Annotated in this window: 21 protein-coding genes; 11 read left to right on the top strand and 10 right to left on the bottom strand. The window is 67.7% G+C overall.

The window, feature by feature from the left end; genetic code table 11:
• Window positions 1-16: 16 nt before the first annotated feature.
• The 3 genes from C1876_RS08195 to C1876_RS08185 form a co-directional block, all read right to left on the bottom strand.
• The gene (locus tag C1876_RS08195; protein ID WP_114546237.1) at window positions 17-595 is read right to left on the bottom strand and encodes a TMEM175 family protein; all 579 of its coding nucleotides are present in this window, start codon (window positions 593-595) and stop codon (window positions 17-19) included.
• Between the two features lie 125 nt (window positions 596-720).
• Entirely contained in the window at window positions 721-1,158 is a 438-nt protein-coding gene (locus C1876_RS08190) for a lipocalin (RefSeq protein WP_114546236.1), read from the bottom strand.
• Window positions 1,159-1,170: 12 nt separating this feature from the next.
• Window positions 1,171-2,385, bottom strand: coding sequence for a MalY/PatB family protein (locus tag C1876_RS08185; RefSeq protein ID WP_114546235.1), 1,215 nt, complete (start codon window positions 2,383-2,385; stop codon window positions 1,171-1,173).
• Between the two features lie 203 nt (window positions 2,386-2,588).
• Here C1876_RS08185 and C1876_RS08180 point away from each other — a divergent pair, with 203 nt between their 5' ends.
• The 4 genes from C1876_RS08180 to C1876_RS08165 all read left to right on the top strand — a co-directional run bounded on the left by C1876_RS08180 (window position 2,589) and on the right by C1876_RS08165 (window position 5,858).
• A complete protein-coding gene (locus tag C1876_RS08180; protein WP_158544650.1) occupies window positions 2,589-3,110 on the top strand; it encodes a MarR family winged helix-turn-helix transcriptional regulator in 522 nt (173 codons plus the stop codon).
• A gap of 158 nt (window positions 3,111-3,268) precedes the next feature.
• Window positions 3,269-4,477 carry an ArsA family ATPase gene (locus tag C1876_RS08175; protein ID WP_114546233.1) on the top strand — a complete coding sequence of 403 codons (1,209 nt, stop codon included), beginning with the start codon at window positions 3,269-3,271 and terminating at the stop codon, window positions 4,475-4,477.
• Complete coding sequence (locus C1876_RS08170; RefSeq protein WP_114546232.1) at window positions 4,467-4,679, top strand: hypothetical protein; 213 nt, start codon at window positions 4,467-4,469, stop codon at window positions 4,677-4,679. The genes C1876_RS08175 and C1876_RS08170 overlap by 11 nt, the downstream gene beginning before the upstream one ends.
• Window positions 4,680-4,694: 15 nt before the next feature.
• Window positions 4,695-5,858, top strand: a complete 1,164-nt coding sequence (locus tag C1876_RS08165) for an ArsA family ATPase (RefSeq protein ID WP_114546231.1) — start codon at window positions 4,695-4,697, stop codon at window positions 5,856-5,858.
• Window positions 5,859-6,016: 158 nt separating this feature from the next.
• On the opposite strand, the gene C1876_RS08160 is transcribed toward C1876_RS08165, so the two are convergent.
• Genes C1876_RS08160 through C1876_RS08150 form a run of 3 tightly spaced genes read right to left on the bottom strand, consistent with a single transcriptional unit; the run spans window position 6,017 to window position 8,586 of the window.
• A complete protein-coding gene (locus tag C1876_RS08160) occupies window positions 6,017-6,466 on the bottom strand; it encodes a hypothetical protein (protein WP_148044593.1) in 450 nt (149 codons plus the stop codon).
• A 21-nt stretch (window positions 6,467-6,487) separates the two neighbouring features.
• Complete coding sequence (locus C1876_RS08155) at window positions 6,488-7,417, bottom strand: prenyltransferase (RefSeq protein ID WP_114546229.1); 930 nt, start codon at window positions 7,415-7,417, stop codon at window positions 6,488-6,490.
• The gene (locus tag C1876_RS08150) at window positions 7,414-8,586 is read right to left on the bottom strand and encodes an Mbeg1-like protein (RefSeq protein ID WP_114546228.1); all 1,173 of its coding nucleotides are present in this window, start codon (window positions 8,584-8,586) and stop codon (window positions 7,414-7,416) included. The genes C1876_RS08155 and C1876_RS08150 overlap by 4 nt, the downstream gene beginning before the upstream one ends.
• A gap of 41 nt (window positions 8,587-8,627) precedes the next feature.
• Here C1876_RS08150 and C1876_RS08145 point away from each other — a divergent pair, with 41 nt between their 5' ends.
• From C1876_RS08145 to C1876_RS08135, 3 genes are read left to right on the top strand one after another with little or no spacing between them, the layout of a single operon-like run.
• Window positions 8,628-9,077: an acyl-CoA thioesterase gene (locus tag C1876_RS08145; protein ID WP_114546227.1), complete on the top strand. Its 450-nt coding sequence runs from the start codon at window positions 8,628-8,630 to the stop codon at window positions 9,075-9,077.
• Window positions 9,074-9,550: a low molecular weight protein-tyrosine-phosphatase gene (locus C1876_RS08140; protein ID WP_114546226.1), complete on the top strand. Its 477-nt coding sequence runs from the start codon at window positions 9,074-9,076 to the stop codon at window positions 9,548-9,550. Before C1876_RS08145 ends, C1876_RS08140 begins: the two co-directional genes overlap by 4 nt.
• A 26-nt stretch (window positions 9,551-9,576) precedes the next feature.
• Entirely contained in the window at window positions 9,577-10,146 is a 570-nt protein-coding gene (locus C1876_RS08135) for a phosphatase PAP2 family protein (protein ID WP_114546225.1), read from the top strand.
• Here C1876_RS08135 and C1876_RS08130 read toward each other — a convergent pair.
• A complete protein-coding gene (locus C1876_RS08130; protein ID WP_114546224.1) occupies window positions 10,143-11,609 on the bottom strand; it encodes a LuxR C-terminal-related transcriptional regulator in 1,467 nt (488 codons plus the stop codon). The two genes, C1876_RS08135 and C1876_RS08130, sit on opposite strands and share 4 nt — an antisense overlap.
• 256 nt (window positions 11,610-11,865) lie before the next feature.
• Here C1876_RS08130 and C1876_RS08125 point away from each other — a divergent pair, with 256 nt between their 5' ends.
• Complete coding sequence (locus C1876_RS08125) at window positions 11,866-13,773, top strand: flavocytochrome c (protein WP_114546223.1); 1,908 nt, start codon at window positions 11,866-11,868, stop codon at window positions 13,771-13,773.
• A 160-nt stretch (window positions 13,774-13,933) separates the two neighbouring features.
• Window positions 13,934-14,563 carry a hypothetical protein gene (locus C1876_RS08120; RefSeq protein ID WP_114546222.1) on the top strand — a complete coding sequence of 210 codons (630 nt, stop codon included), beginning with the start codon at window positions 13,934-13,936 and terminating at the stop codon, window positions 14,561-14,563.
• Window positions 14,564-14,592: 29 nt separating this feature from the next.
• Here C1876_RS08120 and ku read toward each other — a convergent pair whose 3' ends face one another.
• Entirely contained in the window at window positions 14,593-15,417 is an 825-nt protein-coding gene (ku, locus tag C1876_RS08115; RefSeq protein WP_114546221.1) for a non-homologous end joining protein Ku, read from the bottom strand.
• Window positions 15,418-15,568: 151 nt separating this feature from the next.
• On the opposite strand from ku, the gene C1876_RS08110 reads away from it, so the two are divergent.
• Window positions 15,569-17,794 carry a glycosyltransferase gene (locus C1876_RS08110; RefSeq protein ID WP_114546220.1) on the top strand — a complete coding sequence of 742 codons (2,226 nt, stop codon included), beginning with the start codon at window positions 15,569-15,571 and terminating at the stop codon, window positions 17,792-17,794.
• On the opposite strand, the gene wecB is transcribed toward C1876_RS08110, so the two are convergent.
• On the bottom strand, window positions 17,791-18,918 hold the full coding sequence (gene wecB / locus C1876_RS08105) for a non-hydrolyzing UDP-N-acetylglucosamine 2-epimerase (protein WP_114546219.1): 1,128 nt from the start codon (window positions 18,916-18,918) through the stop codon (window positions 17,791-17,793). The two genes, C1876_RS08110 and wecB, sit on opposite strands and share 4 nt — an antisense overlap.
• Window positions 18,919-19,105: 187 nt before the next feature.
• Here wecB and C1876_RS08100 point away from each other — a divergent pair, with 187 nt between their 5' ends.
• The gene (locus tag C1876_RS08100; RefSeq protein ID WP_211309528.1) at window positions 19,106-20,716 is read left to right on the top strand and encodes a sensor domain-containing diguanylate cyclase; all 1,611 of its coding nucleotides are present in this window, start codon (window positions 19,106-19,108) and stop codon (window positions 20,714-20,716) included.
• Window positions 20,717-20,995: 279 nt separating this feature from the next.
• Here C1876_RS08100 and C1876_RS08095 read toward each other — a convergent pair whose 3' ends face one another.
• Entirely contained in the window at window positions 20,996-21,562 is a 567-nt protein-coding gene (locus C1876_RS08095) for a hypothetical protein (RefSeq protein ID WP_114546302.1), read from the bottom strand.
• Window positions 21,563-21,652: the final 90 nt, after the last annotated feature.

Genomic DNA, 21,652 nt, shown 5'->3' with positions numbered 1-21,652 from the left:
ATGTGCGCAGGCGCGGTCAGGGCCTCACCGCGCGCTCGATGCGCCGCTCCGGCACCACCCACAGGACGAGCATGAGCGCGTTCACCGCGAACACGAGCTCGGGCCTCACGAGCACGCCGAGCGCGATGGCCACGAGGTTGGCGCCCACCGATGCCCACGACTTCCAATACCGGTCGAAGTAGACGCCCACCGCGCCGTTGCCCTCGTCGGCCCGCTGCAGGGCGCGCGCGACGACGAAGAACATGATGTCGGCCGCCATGATGGTGAAGCCGAACGACAGCTGCGGCGCGAGGTCCGAGAAGTAGTCGCCCATCCACGACGTGACGAAGGGAAACAGCGACAGGCTGAGGATGAAGAAGTTGTTGGCCCACAGCACCTTGCCGTTCACGGTGCGGGCGGCCTGGAACAGATGGTGGTGGTTGTTCCAGTACACGGCCAGCATGAGGAAGCTCACGAGGTAGATGAGCAGGCGGTGCCATTCCTCGAACAGGGCGGCGAACGATCCCGCTGCGGGCTCGTGCAGTTCGAGCACGAGCACCGTCATGACGATGGCGATGATGGCGTCGGTGAACGCTTCCAGTCTTCCCTTCGGCATGTCCGCCCTTTCTGTCCGCTGCCGTTTCCATGCAGCATAGCGAACGGGGGCGGGGCGGGCGCATTGCGTAGGGAAGCCGGTGCGTCCGCGTCATCGTCGCGTTGCGGCACGCCGCCGACGCACCCCTACGCGAACAGGAGGGACACGAGGGTCATGACGGCGCAGCTGCCCAGCAACAGCAGGATGAGGCGCGTGCCGCCGCCCTTGAAGCGATCCTGGTAGCTTTGATCCTTGCGCCCGGAGAACAGCGTCCACAACAGGCACAGGCAGAACGCCACGAGGGCGACGTTGCTGAGGATGGAGGCCGTCTGCACGAACACGGGGACGCCCGTCATCACGCCCATCTCGTAGGCCATGAGCGTGGCCACCACGGCGAAGCACGTGACCATGACCCACGCGGCGCGCTGCCCGGTTTTCATCGTGCCCTCGGGGTAGAACGTGCCCTTCTTGGTCTTGTCCGGCTTCGCGATCAGGAACAGCCAGCGGCCGTTCCACAGCTGCACGGCCAACGCCGCCGCCACCACGAGCAATACCGCTCCGATTATCAAACGTGCGATTTCCATGCGTTCCTCTCCTTACGATTGCGGTTCGGCGTCGGCTGCTGCGGCGCGGGCCTGCCGTGCGCACACGGCCGCTTCCAGCCGCTCGAGCGCCTGCGCGAGCGTGGCCCGCGGGCAGGCGATGTTCACGCGCTCGAACTGCCCGCAGCCCGGGCCGAACATGCTGCCCGCATCGAGCCACAGATGCGCCTCGTTCACGATCAGGTCTTCCAGCTCCTCGTCGGCAAGGCCGAGGCCCGCGCAATCGAGCCAGACGAGGTAGGTGCCCTCCGGCTCGACGAGCTCGATGCCGTCGAGGCGCTCGTCCACGAAGGCGCGCAGGTAGCCGAGGTTTTCCGCGAGGTAGGCCTTGAGCTCGGCAAGCCACGGGCCGCCGTGCGCGTAGGCCGCGCGGCACGCCTCGAGCGCCACCACGTTCGCGCCCAGGTAGCCCAGTTTGCCCAGCACGGCCTGGTAGCGGGCGCGCAGCTCCTCGTTCGGGATGACGATGTTCGCCACCTGCAGCCCCGCGATGTTGAACGTCTTGCTGGGCGCGGTGCACACGACGCAGCGCTGTTCGAACGCGGGGTTCACGAGGGGGAACATGCGGTGCTCGTGGCCGGGGTACGTGAAGTCGGCGTGGATCTCGTCGGCGATGACCAGCACGTCGTGCTCAAGGCAGATGCGGCCGAGGCGGTCGAGCTCGTCGGGCGTCCATACGCGCCCGACGGGGTTGTGCGGGCTGCACAGGATGAACGCCTTCACGTTGCGCTCGCGCACCTGCCGCTCGAAGTCGTCGAAGTCGATGCGGTAGCGTCCGTGCTCGTACACGAGCGGGCTGTTGACCAGCTCGCGTCCGTTCGCTTCGACGAGCTGGGCGAACGGGTAGTACACGGGCTGCTGGACGAGCACGGCGTCGCCGGGTTCGGTGAAGGCCTGCAGCGCGACGCCGATGGCGAACACCACGCCGGGCGTCTGCACGATCCACGAACGCTCGGTGTCCCAGCCGAAGCGCTGGGCGAACCAGCCCTGCACGGCCTCGTAGTAGGCGTCGCCCGCGAACCCGTAGCCGAAGATGCCGCGGTCCACGACGGCGCGCACGTCGGCCAGCACCTCGTCGGGCAGGGCGAAGTCCATGTCGGCCACCCAGAGGGGCAGCAGATCGTCGCGGCCCTTGAACGCGGGGCCGGCGTCCCACTTCTCGCAGTCCGTGCCGCGGCGGTCGTGCGCCGCGTCGAAATCGTATGCCATGCGCTTCGTCCGTCCCTTCGTCATCGCGTTCGGTTGCGACCAGTATACGGTACCGCGGCCCATCTTCGCTCCAAACACACGCATAGCGGCGCTGAGGCGTGTGTTTGGAGCGAAGATGGGCGCCGTCGGACGCGCAGCGTCCCCTCTTGACAGGGCGGTACTTCGGTGGCAGAATGAATTTACTTCGAGAAAGGAAGCATTCTATGACGAACGAGCGCGCCGCGAACATCCCGCCTGCAGAGGCGTACTGGGAGTTCATCGACGTGCTGAAGGACGCCTTCGACTCCGAGCGGTGGCAGGGCGTGCTCATGGAGTGCTCCAAAAACGAGCTGTTGGCGCTCGTGCACGTGTTCCGCACGGGCGAGACCTCCATGTCGCGCATCGCCGAGTACGTGGGCGTGCCGCTCAACACGGCGACGGGCATCGCGAACCGGCTTGAGAAGCGCGGCCTCGTGGAGCGGTGGCGCAGCGACGAGGACAAGCGCGTCATGGTGGTGCGCATCACCGAGGAGGGCGCGCGACAGTTCCGCACGGTCATGGACACGGTGGAATCCCTCGTGGGAGAGCTGTTCGCCGACCTGTCGGACGAGGAGCGCCGCGTGCTGTTCAGGGTGATCGCCCGCGTGCCCGCGCTGCTCGAACGAGAGGGCGGGGCAGGGCAGGCGGCGGGTGCGGGAAGCGGGCAGGACGGGGCGCGCACGACGCGTCGCATCGCGATCGAGTGAGCGGGAGCGCATGGCGCGTTCGCGGCGCGGAAGGACGTGCGGCGGATGCGGGGCAGACGGCGGGTTCCAGGCGGGCGGCCTTCGGGCCGCGCTTTTCGGCCTAATAGTTCGAGTATGGAATAATTCGAGAAAAGAAGCGAGAGCGGAGAGCGAGCAAGATGACGAAGATCAGGATATTCACGGGCAAGGGCGGCGTGGGCAAGACGAGCGTGGCGGCCGCCTGCGCCTGGAACGCGGCTGCGAAGGGCGAGCGCGTGCTCCTGGCCAGCACCGATGCGGCGCACAGCGTGGGCGACGTGCTCGATCGCCGTATCGGGCCCGACGTGGTGCGCGTGGCCGAGCGGCTCGACGCCGTCGAACTCGACGCCGACCGCATCATGGAGGGGGAGTACGGAAACCTCGTGCGCTCCGTGACCACGATGGCCGAGGGCATGGAGCGGCGGCGCGATGGGGATGACGGGCAGGGTGTGGACGAGGGGCATGACGCGCTTCCCTCGCTGCCGGGATTCGACGGCCTGTTCTCCCTGCTCAAACTGCTCGACTTCGCCGAAAGCGGCGCCTGGGACACCATCGTGGTGGACTGCGCGCCCACCGGCGAGACGCTCGCGCTCCTCAAGTTCCCCGAGCTGTTCGGCTGGTACGTGGAGAAGTGGCTGCCGCTCGGCAAGGTGGCGGTGCGCGTGCTGTCGCCGCTGTCGCGCACGGTGCTCAAGGTGGAACTGCCCGACAAGCACGCGATGTCCGACATCGAGCGGTTGTACGAACGGCTCGTCGCTTTGCAGGTGCTGCTCAAGGACCCGGAGCGCACGAGCGTGCGCATCGTGGCGCTGCCCGAGAAGATGGTGGTGGAGGAAACGAAGCGCAACTACCTCTACCTCAACCTGTTCGGCTACCGCGTGGACGGCCTCGTGGTGAACCGCGTGCTGCCGCCCAAGGCGCAGGAGGGCTTCTTCACCGAGTGGGCCGACGTGCAGCGGCGGTGCATGGACGAGCTCGCAACGGTGTTCGCCGGCGTGCCGACGGCGCGCATCCCCTGGTACGGCACCGACATCTGCGACCTTCCGGGCGTGGAGCAGCTGGCCTCCGAGCTTCCGGGCGAGGACGCGTTCGCCGCGGCGCCGCCCGTCGAGCACGAGCGCTACGAGCGGACCGACGACGGCTGGACGCTCGAGCTGGCCCTGCCGCTGGTCGAGAAGGACGCGCTCGAGCTGTTCCAGGCGGGCAGCGATCTCGTCGTGCGCGTCGGGGCGATGACCCGCTGCATGCCGCTGCCGAACGTGCTGGCGGGGTTCGACGTGGCCGCTGCCCGGCTCGACGAGGGCGTGCTGCGCGTGACGTTTGCGAAAGGAGACCAGGATGAACGCTGAATTCATGCACAAGATGCTCGAGGCGAAGCGCCTCGAGATGGAAGCGCTCGCCGCGCTCGTGCCGCCCGAGGCGCGCCAAGCGGCGGCCGGCGCGGCGCGCACCTGCGCCGACGCCGCCCTGAGCGTGCTCGAGACGTCGGGATCTCCGGCGGCACCGGAACAGCAGCGGGAGCGCGGCGCGCGCCCCATCGTCATCGAATAGAAACGGACGGCAATCATGAGGATCATCCTGTACACGGGCAAGGGCGGCGTGGGAAAGACGTGCGTGGCGGCCGCGACGGCCCTCCATCTGGCCGATGCGGGTCGGCGCGTGCTCGTGGCCAGCACCGATGCGGCCCACAGCTTGGGCGATGCGCTCGACGTCGCCGTGGGCAGCGCGCCGGTGCGCGTCGCCCCGAACGTGGACGCGCTCGAAATCGACCCGGCGGTGGCCGGTCGCGCCGCATGGGGAGGCCTGCAAGCCTACCTGCGCACGCTCATGACGAGCCATGCCGACGCGGGCATCGAGGCCGACGAGCTGCTCGTGTTCCCGGGGCTCGAGGAGCTGTTCGCGCTGCTGGCCCTGCTCGACATCGAGCGCGCCGGCGCCTACGACGTGCTCATCGTGGACTGCGCGCCCACCGGCGAGACGCTGTCGCTGCTCAAGTACCCCGAGCGCCTCGGCTCGTTCATCGAGGACGCGCTGCCGCTCAAGCGCGCCGCCCTCAAGGTGGGACGACCCATGCTCGAGGGCGTCATGAAGATGCCCATGCCGAAGGACGAGCTGTTCGACGAGCTCTCCACGCTCGTGACTAGGCTCGAGCAGCTGCGCGCCCTGCTCGTGGACGCCGAACGCGTGAGCGTGCGCATCGTGACCACCGCCGAGCGCATCGTGGTGAAGGAGGCGAAGCGCGCCTATGCCTGGCTGCACCTCTACGGCTACCAGGTGGACGCCGTCGTGGCGAACCGCCTGTACCCGGACGATGCGCTGGCCGGGTACTTCGAGCGGTGGACCGAGCTGCAGCGCACGTCGCTCGCCGAGATCGAGGAAGGGTTCGCGGGCCTGCCCGTGCTCAAGCTCATGCTGCGCCACGGCGAGCTGCGCGGGCTCGCGGGCTTGCGCGCGGCCGCCGACGATCTGTACGGCGACGTCGACCCCGAGCGCGTGCTCGTGCGCGACCGTCCCGCCGCGTTCCGCGAGCGCGACGGGGCCTGGGAGCTCGTCCTTCCGGCCCCCGCCTTCGACAAACGCGACCTCGCCCTGCGCCAAGACGGCGACGCGCTCATCGTGTCCCTGAAGAACCAAAGCCGCCGCATCCCGCTGCCCGAGCAGCTCAGGGGACGCGAGGTAGCAGGCGCGAAGCACGAGGAAGGCGAGCTGGTGGTGAAGTTCGAGGGGTAGGCCACTTTAGTATGGCGCGGAGGGAGACGCGCGCGCTGTGCGGCGCTTCCGCGCCGTCGAGGAGACCTGCGGGTTCGCTCGTCGGCGCGGAAGCGCCGCACCCTCAAGCACGATCATCCCCGCGCCAAAAAAAAGGGGCGCCAATTGAAAAAGGCGACCTACGCTCCCGCTGCTACCATTCCTACGACTCCTACCGCCCCCAGCATCAGCACCACGAACACGATGGCGGCGGCGTGCACGTGGTCCAGGTTCGCCCGACGGCGTTCGCCGTCGGGGCGCTGCACGATGAAGAACCAGATGACAACCGCTACCAGCGCCAAGAACGCGCCGTTGTTCGCCAGCGTGGCCGCCGAGGCGAGGGGCGCGTTGCGCGCGATCTCGGCCGCTTGCAGCACGGCGAGGGTGGCCACGAGCGCGCAGGCGACCAGGAGCACGACGGCCATGCGCTTGCCGAGCCGGCGGCAGGCCTCGTCGTGCTCGCCGTCCGTCGCGGCGCTGCCCGCCAACAGGAACAGCAACGCGCCGCGCCAGAACATGAAGGCGAAGAACGCGAACGCCGCGAGGGCCGCGCACGACACGATGAGCGCGACGACCAAGGTCCCTTCCACAAGAAGCCTCCGTTTCCGCCGTTAGACCGTCAGCGTCATGCTGCTTGCCAGGATGGCGGCCGCGTAGAAGGCGCCCAGCGCGATGTTCACGCTGCACACCTGCGCCATGGCCCCGATGCGCGAGGCGGGCGCCAGCGGGTTGCCCAGAAGCGCCTTGAGCAGCGGGTACGACGCCAGCACCATGAAGGGCACCACCACGAGCCCGTTCGTGAAGAACACGGCCACCAGCACCACGATGGCCAGCACCCACGCGTACACCACGGCGTGGTACAGCTTCCGCGCACGCGCCCGCCCGAGCAGCACCGACAGCGTGCGGCGCCCCGACTCGACGTCCTTCTCAACGTCGCACGTGTTGTTCGTGAACATGATGAGCCCCACGCCCAGGATGGTGGGCACCGCCCACAGCAGCGCGCGCAGGTCGAAGACGCCCGTGAGCGCCTGGTAGCACGCGAGCGGGATGAGGCCGCCCATGACGAACCCGCTCACCAGCTCGCCGATGGGCAGGTAGGAGATGGGCGTCTTGCCCGCCGAGTACAGCACCACGATGACGGCGCCCACCACGCCGATGGCGAGCGGAATCCACCCGGCGACCCAGATGACGTAGACGCCCAAGGCGAACGCGACCACGAGAAACCCGATGGCCAGCGCGAGCGCCGCGCGCGGGTTCACGTTGTTGTACACGAGCACCGCGTCGGTGGGGTCCACGTTGTCGTCGGCCGAGTCGGCGCCCTTCACGTAGTCGTAGTAGTCGTTGAACGTGTTGACGGCCGCCTGCATGAGCACGCAGATGACGAGCAGCACGCACGCCATGAGCACCGACACGGCGCTCGTCACCGCCGCGGCCGAGACGGCCGCCAGCACGGGCAGGATGGCGGCCGGCCAGGTGTGCGGCGCCGCAAGCTGCAAGGCCATGCGGGGGGTCAGGGGTCCGTATGCGACATCAGCGCTCATGCTTCGGTTCCTTTCTCGGGGTCGTAGGTCTCGCGGCGCAACGGCCGCCACGTCGGCGGGGCGGGCTTGAAACGCTTGAGGGTCTCGTTCTTCAGGATGCCGCCGAGCGAGCCCAGCGTCTGCCAGATGAAGCTCTTCGTCTCGGGGTCCAGCTTCGAGCGCGCGCCCAGCATGAGGCGCGTGTTCGCGAACAGCTTCGTCTGAAACTCGCTCCAGGTGCCGGCTTCGGTGGAGGCGAACAGGTCATAGATGGTGTCGATGAACCGCTCGCGCTCGTCGGGCGCCTTGCTGCGCAGCCACGTGTCGAGCGCCTCGTCGAAGAACACGGCGGAGGGGTTGAGGGCCTCCTGGTACACGAAGTCGTCGTCCTCGGTCTGCCAGGTGAACGGCTCGTGCTGGAACACCGACATGGCCGACGACTGCACCACGCGGTAGTCGGCGCGCCGCTCGAGGATCATGCCGAACGCCGAGGACTCGGGCACGGTCTTGTGCAGCAGGGCGCAGAAGCGCTCGTCGTCGATGCGCGGCGAGGGGTCGTCCAGAAACGAGGGGCCGTCGTGGTTGTACACGCCCTGCATGCGCGCGAACACGCCGTCGTCGGCGACGAGCGCCGCGTACTCGGCCAGGTTGCCGCCCTTCGAGTGGCCGCCTACCACGAGCGGGCCCGACAGCGCCGATGCGACGCCCGACAGGTAGGCCGCCGCCGTGCATTGGGAGGGTATCACCTCTTTGAAGCAAAGGTTGAAGTCCTCCTTCCAGCCGGCGAAGCTGCCGTCGGTGCCGCGAAAGGCCAGGTAGGCGGTTGAGCCGTGAGCATCGGGATACATGAGCGTCACCGCGGAGAACTGCTTCTCCACCGCCTCCGAGCGCTCGTTGGCGTAGAAGGCCACGCGCACGTCGCGCATGCGCCGGCTCGCGGACAGCACGTGCAGAAACGCCACCGTGTCCTTCGCGTCCTCCATCCAGCTGTGCGCGGTGAGCTCCCGCCAATCGGACAGCATCACCACGTCGTGCAGCAGCACGCTGTCGGACGACGCCGCGTTCAACCCGGGCGCCACCTCGTAGTTGAGGTAGGCCAGGGTGGAGAACACGAGCGAGTCGACGGGGTTAAACGGTGATTCCGCGAAGGTGCGCTGCTCTTCAGCCATATACGTTACGATATTCCTCATACGATCATTGTAGCCGATTGCAAAGGACGGACAGCCGAACCATGCGGGTTTGCACGCCAATCACCATACGCTACGGAGAGACCGACATGATGGGCGTCGTCTATCATGCGAACTACCTTTTGTACTTCGAGGATGCGCGCACGCAGTTTCTCCAGGCCATCGGGTTTCCCTACGACCATATCGAGCAGGCGGGCTATATGTCGCCGGTCACGCACTTCGAATGCGACTACGGCATGCCGCTGCGCTACGGCGACACGGCCATCGTGCGCACGCGCGTCGTCTCGTCGCGGCCGACGAAGACCGTCTACGCCTACGAGGTGTTCAAGGAGGGGCAGGACCTCGATGCGGACAAGCCCTGCTGCACGGGCCGCAGCACGCACTGCCTCGTCGATGCCGAAACCTTCAAGCCGGTCAGCCTGAAGCGCGCCGTGCCCGATCTGTACGCGCGCTACCTCGAAGTGCTCGAACCCGAGGAAGGGGAGGGCCGATGAGCGCGCCGTACCGCATCCTGTTCGTGTGCCACGGCAACATCTGCCGCTCCACCATGGCCGAGTTCGTCATGAAGGACCTCGTGGCGCGCCGCGGCATGGCCGATGCCTTCGACATCGCCTCGGCTGCCACCCACGACGACGCGATTGGCAGTCCCGTGCACCGCGGCACGCGCGCCGTTCTCGAGGCGCAGGGCATCGATTGCGGCGGCAAGACGGCGCGCCGCCTGCGACGCGACGATGCTGAGCAGTGGGATCTCATCGTGGGCATGGACGAGGCCAACATGCGCGACATGCGCCGCCAGCTGGGACGCGGGGCCGACGGCAAGCTCCGTAAACTGCTCGAGTTCGCCGACCTCGACCGCGACGTGGCCGACCCGTGGTACACGGGCGACTTCGACGCCACCTACGACGACGTGCTGGCCGGATGCACGGGCCTCCTCGCCTGGCTCACCGCCGGCGCGGCGCGCTCCTAGCCTCGTCGACCGAACCGGGAGCCCTTGTGGACATCGCCATCCTCGACGCCATCCAAGAGCACCTGCGCTCGCCGCTGCTCGACACCGTCATGCTCATCGCCACGCACCTGGGCGATCTTGCCCTCGTGTGGCTCATCGCATCCGCCGTGCTCATCGCGCTGCCGCGGTACCGCCGTTTCGGCGTGGCCGTGTTCGTCGCGGTGGCGGTGACGGCCGCCCTCGGCATGCTCGTGCTGAAGCCCCTGTTCGGCCGCGCGCGGCCCTTCGTCACCTACGAGTTCGCCGGGCTGCTCATCCCGCCGCCGTCGGGCGACTCGTTCCCCTCGAACCACTCCATGGTGTCGTTCGCCGCCGCGGCGGCGCTGTGCTGTTTGCCCGGCAAGGGCAAGGGCATCGTGCTCGTCAAGGTTGCCGCCGTGCTCGTGGCCGGGCTCATCGCGTTTTCGCGGCTCTACCTCTACGTGCACTATCCGACCGACATCCTCGCGGGCGCCGTCATCGGCGTGGCCGTGGGCCTCGCCTCGGTAGGGGTCGTCACGCGCCTCTGGCCCCCGTCCGCCACCCCGCCGGGCTCGGCCGGAACCCCCTCCGCCTAACGCGAGGCATCCTCGCGATCTTGCGGCATCGCGCCGATGGGAACCGCCCATCGGCGGGTGATGAGGGCGAGCATCTCCTGCACCGAATGCACGTCGAGCTTGCGATAGAGGTTCTTGCTGTGCGAGCGCACGGTGTTCTCGGACAGCATGAACGTTTCGGCGATGTAGCCCTTCGAGCGGCCCTTGCACAGCAGCTGCATCACCTCCACCTCGCGCGGCGTGAGCCCTTTTTCGCGCCCGATGAGCACGCAGCTGCGGTCGATGGCCTCGTACGCCGACACCTCGACGGGCGGCTCCGAGAGATCCGCGAGCAGGCGCTGGCGGCTGAAATTGCGGTCGTTGAGCAGGAAGATCACGGCCATCGACGACAGGTAGGCCAGCAGAATGACGAGCGACGAGGCCAATCCGGGCGGCACGGCGCTCGCCATGGCGATGCCGATGCTGAGCGGCAGCGCGTACGCCACCCACCCGGCGCTGAACACCGTGAACGGATGCAGCTCGCTGTGGTGGGCGATGTCGGCCAGCATGAGCCAGAAGAACATGACGATGAACGTCTGGGCGGTGGCGATGATCATGTACCCCGCATCTCCCAATTCGTCTCCCGCGAGCGTCAGCATGAGCAGTCCCACCATGGTGACCACCACCACGATGCGCCACAGGTTCGCCACGTCGATCGACCGCTTGAGGCGGAACACCCAAACCAGCATGAACGCCCCCATCGCGATCTCCGCAAGATGGTGCGCGGTGGTCACGAACCCGAACGTCTCGCCTGCGGGGGAGAACGACGAACCGCGCACGATGCCCACGATGAGGCCGTAGATGGCCACGCCGAGCATGATCTTCCACAACGTGTGGATGGTGCGCAGGTTGTAGTGGTCCGTCCGGCGATGCGCCTCGGGGGCATGGCGCATCGCATCGCGGCAGAGCAGCAGCGTTGCGAGCGGGCAGAGGGCGAGCGTCGCCGCGGCGGCTGTGGGCGGCATGTAGTTGACGAGGGCCTTGACGGCCGATCCGGCGATGAGCGAGACGAACACGCACGCGATGGCGTCGTCGATGTCGAGGCGGGCGTAGAACGCGCCCCATTGAAGATAGCACCAACCGATGCCGACGCCCCCGAACATCGCGGCGAGGAGCCGAAGCGCATCGGTCGCACCGGGCGGCGAGAGCACGAGCGCGACCGTTGCCGGCACCATGAAACAGGCAACCGCGATCGATGCCGCCGTACGGTTTCCGCGCGGCGGCCGCCGGTACGAGACGACGGCTGCAAGCACGAGGAACAGCGAGAGCGCCGCGTAGAACGTTCCTTCGACGGGCAATGCTCCGGCATCAAGGTTCGCACGGTGCAGCACGCAGTAGATCCACACGTGCGTGGCGAACAAGCCGAACACGCTCAGACGACCCTGCCGAAGCACGGCGGGCACGCCGCGCGACCGCCCGTTTGCCTGCGTCTCATGCGTCCTCATGGGTCTTCCCCTCCCGTCGCATCCTGCGGTTCAGGCCCCAGTATAGCGAACTCCGAAGCGTTTCCAGCGGAACAGACCTGAGACGGTCTTCGTTTCACCAGGCACGATGTCAAGTTCACCCGATCGTGTGATCCCGGTTTCGCCAAGATCATCCCATCGTGCGGTTCACGGCGGCCCTGCGCGAGCGCACTATCGGAGCACGGCCGGGCGAAGTCGCGCCGGTCGCGAAGACAAGGGATGTCAAGGAGGGACTACCATGATCAAGAATCGGAACGAGATCGAAGCCGAGCAACGCTACGCGCAGACGATGACCCGCATCGCGGGCAACGTGCGCCGCTCGCTCACCCTCGATCGCCGCGGTTTCGTCAAGGGCAGCTTCGCCGTAGGCCTGTTCGCCGCGCTCGGCGCCGGCCTTGCGGGATGCGCGCCAGGGGGCGGCTCGGACGAGTCCGCGAAGGCGGCCGCAGCGTTCACCCCGGGCTCCTATGCGGCGACGGGAACGGGGCGCAACGCCGAGATTTCCATCACCTGCACGTTCGACGAGGGCAAGCTGACGGACATCGCCTACGAGGAAGACGAGAGCCGCAACATCGGAGACGAGGCGTGCCGCATGCTCAAGGAGCGCTACCTCGCGGCGCAGAACCTCAACGTCGACAGCATCAGCGGCGCCACGATGACGTCCATGGCCTTCTCCGCCGCCGTCGCCGACTGTTGGAAGCAGGCCGGGGGAGACGTGTCGAAAGCGCAGAAGGCCGCGAGCGCGCTTCCCGCCGCCGAGGCCGTCGAGGAAACGTGCGACGTGTGCGTGGTGGGCTCGGGCGGCGCTGCGCTGGCAGCGGCCGTGAGCGCCGCCGAAGCGGGTGCGAGCGTCGTCGTGTTGGAGAAGATGGACATCGTGGGCGGCAACACGAATGCCGGGGAGGGCGTGTACAACGCCCCCGACCCCGAACGGCAGGGACCCCTCGGCATCGAGGATTCGACCGACCTCTACTATCAGCAGACGTACGAGGGCGGAGACGAGCAGGGCGACCCCGAGCTCGTGCGCATCCTGGCCGACAACGCGTTGGACGGCCTTCATTGGATGGAGGACCACGGCCTCGAACTGGTGGACGACGTGTACACGGCCATCGGCGGCATGTGGCGGCGCGGGCACGAGGTGGACGTCGAGCGGAAGGGCGAGCAGGGCGGCAGCTACTTCGTATCCGTGCTGCGCGAAAGCGCCGAGAAGCTGGGCGTGAGGATCTACACCGATGCGAAGGTGGACAAGATCGTGGAAAGCGGCGGAGCGGTTACCGGCGTCGAGGGCGCGCGTCCGTCGAGCGGCGCTCCCGTCTCCGTGAAGGCGAAGAGCGTCGTGTTGGGCACGGGCGGCTACGGGCGCAACGCCGAGCTTGCCATGCAGTACGACGGGCGCGTGACCAAGACCATGCCCTCGTCGAACGTCGCCTCGTCCACCGGCGACATCATTCCCGTGGCGCAGCAGGTAGGTGCCGGACTGCGCAACATGGAGCTGGTGCAGATCCATCCGCTGGGCGATCCGCAGAACGGCGGCGTGGCCACGTTCGTGGGCAACTGGATGTCCATCGAGAACTTCGTGTTCGTGAACGAGAACGGCGAGCGCTTCATCCGCGAGGACGAACGCCGCGACGTCATCTCCAACGCCGAACTCGAGCAGCCGAACCAGGAAATGTGGCTCATCGTGGACAGTACCGACGTTGAAAGCGACCGCCTCGATCAAATCGCCGAACTCGTGGAAACGGGCCACAGCTTCCAAGCCGAAAGCGTCGAAGACCTTGCGAAGCAGATAGCCGTACCAGCCGATACGCTGAAAACCACGATCGACGGGTACAACGCCTGCTGCGAAGCGGGCGTGGACACCCAGATCACCCCCGGCAAAGAATTGCTCGGCACGCCTATCGACGACGCCCCCCTCTACGCGTCGAAGCGCTGCCCGACCATCCATTACACCATGGGCGGCGTGCGCATAAACGCCGACGCGCAGGTGTGCACGGACGCCGGCGAGCCCATCGCGAACCTCTACGCAGCAGGCGAGTGCACGGGCGGCGTGCAGGGAGCGAACCGACTGGGCGCGAACTCGTATCCGGACCTCATCGTGTTCGGGCGCATCGCCGGCGCAAGCGCAGCGGCGAACGCCACGGCATAAGAGCACCCGCCCGACCCTCCGCGGCGGGCTGCTACACCCCTGAAGGCGGGTCGCGAAAGCGGCCCGCCGTCCGTTTTCCCTGCGGTTCCAGGTTGCGTGCACGGCTCGTTTCCGCATGCTATACTGCACCTATGACCAGCTTCTTTGAAAGGCGGTTGGCGTGGAAGAGGAAACGGTTTCCGGCATCATCCTCACCGTCATGGTGCTGGTGCTGGCAGGCGCGTTCGCCTGCGCGCGCATCCGGGAGCACGAGGGCATCGGGAACGCGCCGAAGGGCCCGTTGCGCGCCCCGCACGGGCGGCTCGTCGCGGTGCGCGCCGTGCAAGGCGCCGTCGCGTTTCGCCGTCTCCCCCTGTTCGCCCGCTGCCTCGCCGTCTCGTACGCGGTGGCGGCCGCGCTCCTGGCGCTCGACGCCTCCTTCTCCTCGACGCTTCCCACCTTCGGGGTGGTCACCGGCCTCGGCGTGTGGTGCTCCATCGTCGCCGCGGCCGTGGGCGCGCGCACCGTGGGGATGCGCCAGGCGCTGCTGTACGGGTTCGCGGGCTACGTGCTGCTCGGCGTCCTGCTCATGCTGCCCGTCGCCATGGTCGAGTTCGCCGTGGGCATCAAGGGCTACGTGCTCTACCTGCTCATGAACGGCGCGGCCATCGCGGGCACGTGCCTCGGCATCGCGTGGGCGCCGCAGCGCGTGCGGTTCGAGCGCACGTTCGAGGACGGCACGGTGGACACGCTGTGGGTGTCGGCGCGCGCCGGCGCGTTCTCCCGCCTGAGCGAGCTCGCCGCCGCGTAGCGAGCGTTTCGCGCGGCGTGGCCGCGCGCCTAGGCCGTGGCCCGCGCCTTCGCCGCTCCCTTGCGCACCGAAGGCTTCTTCGGCTTGTCCTCGTCCTCCTCGCGCGCTTTGAGGCTGGCCGACAGGGCGTCCATGAGGTTGATGATGTTCGACGGCTGTTCGTGCTGCTCGGCCGCGACGATCTGCTTACCGGCGATCTTGTCCTGGATGAGCTCCATGAGCTTCTCCTGGTAGGTGTTGCGGAAGCGGGACGGGTCGAACGGCGCGGTCATGCTCTCGACGAGTTTCTTCGCCATGTCGAGCTCCTCGTCGGCCACGTCGGGGTGGGCGAGCGTCTTCGGGATGTCCTTGACCTCGCTTTGGTAGTGCAGCGTCATCATGACGAGGTCGTCGTCGTGGGGGACGAGCGCGATGGGCGTCTCGGAGTTGCCCATCACCGTCGTGCCGATGGCTATCTTGCCCTCGTCCACCATGGCGCGGCGCAGCAGCTCGAGCGCCTTCTCGCCGCCGGCCTGGGCCACCACCTGGTAGGGCTTCTCGAAGTAGAGGGGCGGCACGTCGGCCATGTCGGAGAACTGCACGATCTTCATGGCGCGGTCGGCGTCGGTTTTGATGGCGTCGAGCTCCGCGTCGTCCACCACCACGTACTTGCCCTTCTCGTACTGGTAGCCCTTCACGATGTCGTCCGGTTTAAGTTCTCGTTGACAGTCGGGGCACGTTTTAACGTAGCGCACGCGCTTCATGCTATCCTTTGCCAGCTGATTGAACCGCACGGCATCGTCCTGCGTCGCCGTGAACAGCTCCACCGGGATGTACACGAGCCCGAACGCGATTGCGCCCTTTCTACCGGCCATGATGCGCTCCTTCCTCATGAGTGTCGCACGGTATCGTAGCGCGTCGCACGCACCGCGCCCGGCGGCGGCGCCCCTTCGGAGTCGAACTGCAACGACGGCGTTTTCGCGCGGGCAATCGGATGGACGCGACGGGCTTCAAGGAAGGCGGCACATGGATTCGCAGGTGGTGTACTGGATCGGCTTCGCCGTGGCGCTCGCGTTCATCGTGTTCGGCGCCGACGACCTGCTCTGGGACATCTACGCGCTGTTCCGCGGCATCGGCAAGAAGCGCGTGCGGCTGTCGCTCATCAACGAGAAGCCGCCGAAGATGCTGGCCGTGGTGATCGCCGCCTGGCACGAAGACGCCGTGCTCGGCGAGGTGGTGGACAACCTCGTGGGCTCCGCGCAGTACCCGCGCTCGCTCTACCGGGTGTTTCTGGGCGTGTACCCCAACGACGCGGCCACCATCGCCGTGGCCCGCGCGCTCGAGGCGCGCCACGAGGGCACCGTCGTGTGCGTGGTGGGCGAGGACGAGGGCCCCACGTCGAAGGCCGACAACATCAACTACACCGTGCGGGCCATCCGCGCCTACGAGCAGGCGCACGACGTGTCCTTCGCGAGCGTCACCATCCACGACGCCGAAGACGTGGTGCATCCCAACGAGTTCAAGATGACGAACTACCTGATCGACGACTTCGACGCCCTGCAGTTTCCCGTGTTCCCCCTGCAGCGCATGCCGCGGCTGCGGCTGTTCTTCAAGACGCTCACCTCGTCCACCTACGCCGACGAGTTCGCCGAGCACCACTTCCGCACCATGGTCATGCGCGACGAGCTGGGCTTCGTGCCGTCGGCAGGCACCGGCTTCGCCATCGGGCGGCGCGTCCTCGACGCCTTCGAGGGCGAGGACCTGCTGCCGCGCAACAGCCTGACCGAGGACTACAAGCTGTCGCTCACCCTGCGCATGCGCGGCTTCCGCGTGCACTACGTGCTGGAGAAGGTGCCGCGCGTCGACGGGCGCGGGCGCACCGTGTGGGACTACATCGCCACGCGCTCGCTGTTCCCGTCGACGTTCAAGGCGGCCGTGCGGCAGAAGGCGCGGTGGGTGTACGGCATCACCATGCAGAGCGCGAACATGGGCGACGTGTTCGGCAAGAGCGCGCTCACGTTCGCCGAGCGCACCTTCCTGTACAAGGACCTCAAGGCGAAGTTCGCGAACTTCGTGCTGCTGCCGGGCTACGCCGTGCTCGTGTACTTCCTCGTGCAGACGTTCGCGCCGCAGCTGCACCTGCCCGTCATGTACCCGCTGTACAGCTTCTCGTGGTGGATGTGCGTGTTCCTGCTGTTCATGATGGTGGAGCGCCAGGTGCTGCGCGGGCGCGCGCTCGTGAACGTGTACGGCTGGCGCACCATGGCGTTCTCCATCCTGCTGCCGCCGCTGTTCCCGCTCAGGCTTCTGTGGGGCAACCTCATCAACATGTGCGCGACGTTCCGCGCCTGGCGGCAGAAGGCCGCCTACGTGCTGCTGCGCAACCGCGAGGCGAAGGCGGCCGCCGCGCCGGTGACGGGGCATCGGGCGAAGGAGCCCATGGCTCAGGCCGCTGCGGAGGCGGTGCCGGAAACCGCGCCGGAAGAGCCCGCCGACGAGGCCGAAGCGAACGCGCAGGACGGGCAGGACGCGCAGACGACGAGCGGCCCGACGTGGAACAAGACCGACCACGAGTTCCTGCCCGCCTCGGTGCTCGAGCGCTACCGGCGCCTGCTGGGAGACGCCCTGCTCGAGCGCGGCTTCGTGGAGCCGGGGCACCTCGAGAGCGCCGTGGGGTCCGCGCGCGAGCACGGCGTGCGGCTCGGCCAGGAGCTGCTCGCGCAGGGGCTCGTGGAGGAGCGCCATCTCACGCAGGCCTACGCGCTGCAGCAGCAGTCGATGTACGTGCGGGCCGCGCCCGACCTCGTGCTGCCCGCGCTCGTGGAGCGGCTGCCGCGCGAGGCGGTCGAGCGCTTCGCGCCGCTGCCGCTCGTGGATGCGGGCAAGGGTTGGATCGTGGCCGTGGACGACAACCTGCCCGCCGCGTCCCGTGCCGAGCTGGCGCGTGTGCTGGGAGGGCGCGTGTTCTTCCTGTTCTCGAGCACCTCCGATCTGCTCGAGGCGTTCGAAGGCGCGCTCGAAGGGGCGGGGGAAGAAGAAGGGGAGGCGGACGGCGTCGACCGTGCGTCCCAACCGGCCGCCGCCGCGCAGCTGCTCGAGCGCACCCAGGTGGAACTGCCCCAGGCGGGCATGGCGCTCGCGTACGCGTTGCACCTCGGCCGTTCGGTGGACGACGTGGCGCGCGAGATGGGCCTCGCCGCATCGCGGTGGCGGGTCGAGGGCGCCGACGTTTCGGAGGACGCCGCCCGCTAGGCCGACGCGAGCGCTTCCCGCAGCGCGCGGGCGATGCGCTCGGCCGAATGGCCGTCGCCGTAGGGGTCGGGCGCGGCCGCCATGCGCGCGTAGAGCGCGGCATCGTCGAGCAGCGCCTCGCAGGCCGCGCGCACGCCCGCGTAGGACGTGCCGGCAAGGGCCGCGCATCCCGCTTCGAGGGCCTCGGGCCGCTCGGTGGTGTCGCGCAGCACGAGCACGGGCACGTCGAGCGCCGGCGCCTCCTCCTGCACCCCGCCCGAATCCGTCAGCATGAAGCAGCAGCGCGCCATGAAGTTGGAGAAGTCGGCGTAGTCGAGCGGGTCGATGAGTCGTATGCGCGGATGATCTCCCAGGATACGCGCGGCGGCCTCCTGCACGAGCGGGTTGCGGTGCACGGGGTACACCACCTGGACGTCGGGAAACGCCTCCACGGTGTCGCGCACCGCCTCGAAGATGCGCTCCATGGGCGCGCCGAGGTTCTCGCGCCGATGGCAGGTGAGGCCGATGACGCGCGCTTCGCCGAAGGCCGCGTCGCGCAGCGCCGGGTTGGCGAAGCGGTAGGCGGGGTCGACCGTTTCCAGCAGCGCGTCGATAACCGTGTTGCCCGTCACCCCTATGCACGCCGGATCGACGCCCTCCGCCAGAAGATGCGCCCGGTTGCCCTCGGTGGGGGCGTAGTGCCAGGTGGCGAGGTTCGAGACGAGGCGGCGGTTCATCTCCTCGGGAAACGGCGCGTAGCGGTCCCCCGAGCGCAGGCCCGCCTCCACATGCCCCACGGGAATCTGCCGGTAGAACGACGCGAGCGCCAGCGCGAAGGCGGTGGTCGTGTCGCCGTGCACGAGCACGGCATCGGGCGCCGTCCGCTCCAGCACGGGGCCGGCAGCCGCGAGGATGCGCCCGGTGAGCTCGTCGAGCGTCTGCGACGCGCGCATGATGTCGAGGTCGTGATCGACGTGCAGGTCGAACAGGTCCACCACCTGATCGAGCATCTCGCGGTGCTGCGCGGTTGCCAGCACCTCCACGTCGAACGCCTCGTCGGCTTCGAGCGCGCGCAGCACGGGCGCCATCTTGACGGCTTCCGGGCGCGTGCCGAACGCCACGAGCACCTTGGTTCTTCTTGCCATGCGAGCTTCCTTTCGTCCGTCCGGCATCGTAGCATGAGCCGTCCAAACGAGCCGCTACCAGGAATGATTCAACGAAGAACTGCAACGCTACCGTTTTCCAAGCGCATTCGGCGACCCAAGTTCTCAGCGTTAACGCCACCCCCTCGTGTACAATACAGTGAAAGTTCAAGGGGGAAGAGGGGATATCGTGGACGAAGGCCAGCGAAGGAAGCGCAGGACGGCGTACGCGCTCGTCGCCCTGCTCGTCAACGTCATCGCGTTCACGGCCGTCTATTTCGTCGAGGCCCGGGCTATCGACGGAACCCTCGCTTCCGAGACGCGCGACATCGCGTCGCGCTTCGACGGCGTCATGGACGACTACGAGCACTCCTTCCTCCTGTTCTCGCATATGATGGGCGACCGGATCGCCCAGGACCCGAACCCCGACCACGTCGAGCAGTTCCTCAAGGAAGCGAACGACCCGCTCGACGCCATCGAGGGCGACACCTTCGACGGCCTCTATATGTACTACGAGGGCCGCTACCTCTACAGCTGGGACACGCCCGCCTCGGTGTACGAGGAATCGGGCTACGTCGCCACCGAGCGCCCTTGGTACCGCTCCGCCGTCGCGGCCGAGGGCGCCGTCGCGTTCACCCCGCCCTACATGAGCTACGCGAACCACTACATCCTGTCCACCGTGTCGCAGCTGCAGCCCGACGGCCGCACGGTGTTCGCCTACGACATCAAGATGGGCGCCATCCAGGACATCGCCATGCTGTCGGAGCGGTTCCCGGGCGGGCAGATCATGATCTACGACGGCGACGGCACCGTCATCGGCAGCACCGACGAAGCTTACCTCGGCAGCAATCTGCACAGCTCGGCCGCCGAGGCGCAGGCCGCTGCCGACGAAGCGCGCGCGAACGCGGATGCCGGCGGGTTCGCCTCCGACGACGAACAGGAGAAAGCGACCGAGGAGGCCGATGCGAGCGCCGCCTTCGCCTCGTTCTGGGACGGGTTCGGCAGCTCGTTCGCCAACCTCGAGCAGATGGCGGGCGGCGTCAAGCTGCTCACGGTCGACGGACAGCCGTACTTCGGGCGCGTACAACGCGAGGGCGCTTGGGGTTTCCTCGCGCTCGCCCCCGCCTTCGGCGTGCTCGGCGAGACGGCGGGCTCCTGGCTCGTGCCGCTGCTGCTCGTGGAGCTGCTGTTGGTGTACGCGCTCATGCGCGCGAGCCGGGCGCAGAAGGCGCGCGAGCTGCGCAGCGCCTACATCGAGCTCGGCCAGATGCAGAGCCGTCTGGAGATCGCGCTCGAGGCGGCGAAGAAGGACGCCGCCGTGGACGACCTCACCGGCATGATGAACGCGCGCTCCTTCAAGAAGGAGGTGACCCGGCTCATCGACCGGATGGAGGAGGGGGACGAGGGTATCTTCATCATGCTCGACGGCGACCATTTCAAGACCATCAACGACACGTACGGCCACGACGCGGGCGACGAGGCCATCAAGCTGTCGGCGCAGATGATCGTCGGCCGTATCCGTACCGTCGACGTGGCGTGCCGCCTCCATGGCGACGAGTTCGCCATCTTCCTGTCGGGCACGAGCGATTACGGGGTGGCCCAGCGCCTCGTGAACGACATCAACACCACCATCGCGCACGAGGCGTCCAAGCGCGGCGTGCCCTCGATCTCGCTGTCGGCGGGCGCCATCGCCGCGAAGCCGGGCGCGTCCTACCTCGAGCTGTCGAAGCGCGCCGACGATGCACTGTACGAGGCGAAGGCCGGCCACAACGGCGGGTTCGCCAACGGGAGCGCTTCCTAGAAACCGCGCGGGAAACGACGAAGGGCCGGCATCTGCCGGCCCTTCTTGAAATCGGTCCTGTTATGCGAGGCGTCGGACGAACGAAACGCACCCGAGCACGCCTATGAAGCATAGCAGGGAAACCACGTACCCCATGTTTCCTCCTTGCAACGAGTCGCGGTGTCATCCTGTGGTTCTCACGATACCATTTCCGCAGATTGAAGCCACCTTTTCGTCACATTGGTTACCTCGGCGTATCCAAATCGTAACCGAGGGTTCCGCTCGCTTCAGGCGGTGTTTCTAACCCGCGAACAGGGCGGTTGACAAGGCCTTTTCCGCACCGCTCGTCGGCGACCACACGTTGTCCGCGCGATGGAACGGCAGGTCGACCGGCTTCGACTCGGTGGGCTCCACCGACGCGAGCACCTCGAGCACCGTCGAGCCGATCTTCGCGTTGATCTCGTCCTCGCTCAGGCCGGCGGTCTCCTCGTCCGCGGCGAGCGCGGTGGACGCCTCCGTGAGCGCCTGGCTGAACGCGTCGAACTTCTTGCAGGTGAGCACCACCGTGGCCGTGGCGTCGTCGCCGTCAACTTTCACGTCGTCGATGCGGTAGTCGAACCCGTCGAGATAGGCCGCGATGAACTCCTGCGCGTCGATGCCGTACACGGCCAGCTGGTCGGCGCCGCTGTCGGCGGCAAGCTCCTCGAGCAGCGTGGCGTCGTGCGTCTTGAGGCGCTCGAGCTCGTCGCTCACGCCCTGGCGCACCACCTCTTCGGCGCTCGGGCCGCACCCCGTGAGCGCCACGACGCCCGTGCACAGCATGGCGGCGGCCAAGCAGGCGGTCACAACGGCTTTGATCGATTTCATGGACAATCCCCTTCCTCCGGTTTGCATGATGCCAGCATAAAGGGTAACGGGCTTCGCGTCCATCCCGGCGAATTCGGGTATCATGGCGCT

Source organism: Eggerthella sinensis (genome assembly GCF_003339815.1).
GTDB lineage: Bacteria > Actinomycetota > Coriobacteriia > Coriobacteriales > Eggerthellaceae > Eggerthella > Eggerthella sinensis.
Note: the sequence above shows the minus strand (reverse complement) of the source record. Positions and strands in the feature narration are given on the sequence as shown.

What these genes read in the sequence shown, in the direction of transcription:
- C1876_RS08125 (WP_114546223.1), top strand. Translation starts at nt 11,866, where the DNA reads ATGATCAAGAATCGGAACGAGATCGAAGCCGAGCAACGCTACGCGCAG.
- C1876_RS08145 (WP_114546227.1), top strand. Translation starts at nt 8,628, where the DNA reads ATGCGGGTTTGCACGCCAATCACCATACGCTACGGAGAGACCGACATG.
- C1876_RS08180 (WP_158544650.1), top strand. Translation starts at nt 2,589, where the DNA reads ATGACGAACGAGCGCGCCGCGAACATCCCGCCTGCAGAGGCGTACTGG.
- ku (WP_114546221.1), bottom strand. Translation starts at nt 15,417, where the DNA reads ATGGCCGGTAGAAAGGGCGCAATCGCGTTCGGGCTCGTGTACATCCCG.
- C1876_RS08140 (WP_114546226.1), top strand. Translation starts at nt 9,074, where the DNA reads ATGAGCGCGCCGTACCGCATCCTGTTCGTGTGCCACGGCAACATCTGC.
- C1876_RS08170 (WP_114546232.1), top strand. Translation starts at nt 4,467, where the DNA reads ATGAACGCTGAATTCATGCACAAGATGCTCGAGGCGAAGCGCCTCGAG.
- C1876_RS08175 (WP_114546233.1), top strand. Translation starts at nt 3,269, where the DNA reads ATGACGAAGATCAGGATATTCACGGGCAAGGGCGGCGTGGGCAAGACG.
- C1876_RS08165 (WP_114546231.1), top strand. Translation starts at nt 4,695, where the DNA reads ATGAGGATCATCCTGTACACGGGCAAGGGCGGCGTGGGAAAGACGTGC.
- C1876_RS08130 (WP_114546224.1), bottom strand. Translation starts at nt 11,609, where the DNA reads ATGAGGACGCATGAGACGCAGGCAAACGGGCGGTCGCGCGGCGTGCCC.
- C1876_RS08185 (WP_114546235.1), bottom strand. Translation starts at nt 2,385, where the DNA reads ATGGCATACGATTTCGACGCGGCGCACGACCGCCGCGGCACGGACTGC.
- C1876_RS08190 (WP_114546236.1), bottom strand. Translation starts at nt 1,158, where the DNA reads ATGGAAATCGCACGTTTGATAATCGGAGCGGTATTGCTCGTGGTGGCG.
- C1876_RS08150 (WP_114546228.1), bottom strand. Translation starts at nt 8,586, where the DNA reads ATGAGGAATATCGTAACGTATATGGCTGAAGAGCAGCGCACCTTCGCG.
- C1876_RS08110 (WP_114546220.1), top strand. Translation starts at nt 15,569, where the DNA reads ATGGATTCGCAGGTGGTGTACTGGATCGGCTTCGCCGTGGCGCTCGCG.
- wecB (WP_114546219.1), bottom strand. Translation starts at nt 18,918, where the DNA reads ATGGCAAGAAGAACCAAGGTGCTCGTGGCGTTCGGCACGCGCCCGGAA.
- C1876_RS08095 (WP_114546302.1), bottom strand. Translation starts at nt 21,562, where the DNA reads ATGAAATCGATCAAAGCCGTTGTGACCGCCTGCTTGGCCGCCGCCATG.
- C1876_RS08155 (WP_114546229.1), bottom strand. Translation starts at nt 7,417, where the DNA reads ATGAGCGCTGATGTCGCATACGGACCCCTGACCCCCCGCATGGCCTTG.
- C1876_RS08195 (WP_114546237.1), bottom strand. Translation starts at nt 595, where the DNA reads ATGCCGAAGGGAAGACTGGAAGCGTTCACCGACGCCATCATCGCCATC.